This window comes from Bradyrhizobium sp. Kon69 (genome assembly GCF_055807515.1).
This window is the reverse complement of record NZ_JBVVOS010000121.1, coordinates 1-442: the sequence shown is the minus strand read 5'-3', so window position 1 is coordinate 442 and position 442 is coordinate 1. Positions and strand designations below refer to the sequence as shown.

The window sequence follows — 442 nt, the reverse complement described above, 5'->3', positions numbered from 1 at the left end:
CGTCAAGGGTGTTGCTCAGGCGATAGAGCACCACCCCCGGCACGCCAGCGACCACGAACCAGAACAACGCGGCGAACACAGCGTCGCTGCCGTTTTCCAGCACCGACTCGGTGGCAGCGCGGGCGACTTCAGCGCCTTCCCCCAAAGCCTGCGGGTAACCTGGGTGTTCGACACCCGCGCCAACAAGGCACTCGCCCTCGCCACCGGTGCCGACCAACGCATGCGCGAGCTGACCGCCACGGCTTTGCATGCTGCAGACGTTCCGGCCTTGGCGATGGAGCGTTGCGTGCAGTTTGATTCCGAAGAAGAGTGCCGCGTGCAACAGGGCGGCGATCAATTGGCGGTCGAGGCGGGCGCTGTCGCGTTGGGTCAGCGGCATCTGGGGCTCCGGTTTTTGTAAGTGCAGGGCGCCCATCATACTGGAGTCGTGGGCGCGGCTGAT

At 65.4% G+C, this 442-nt stretch carries 1 protein-coding gene; it reads right to left on the bottom strand.

All coding sequences use genetic code 11. The annotated features are described in order from the left end of the window. A partial coding sequence (locus tag AC0L3U_RS38490; RefSeq protein WP_473364976.1) for a cobalamin biosynthesis protein occupies positions 1-379 on the bottom strand: 379 nt, incomplete at its 3' end. Positions 380-442 lie beyond the last annotated feature (63 nt).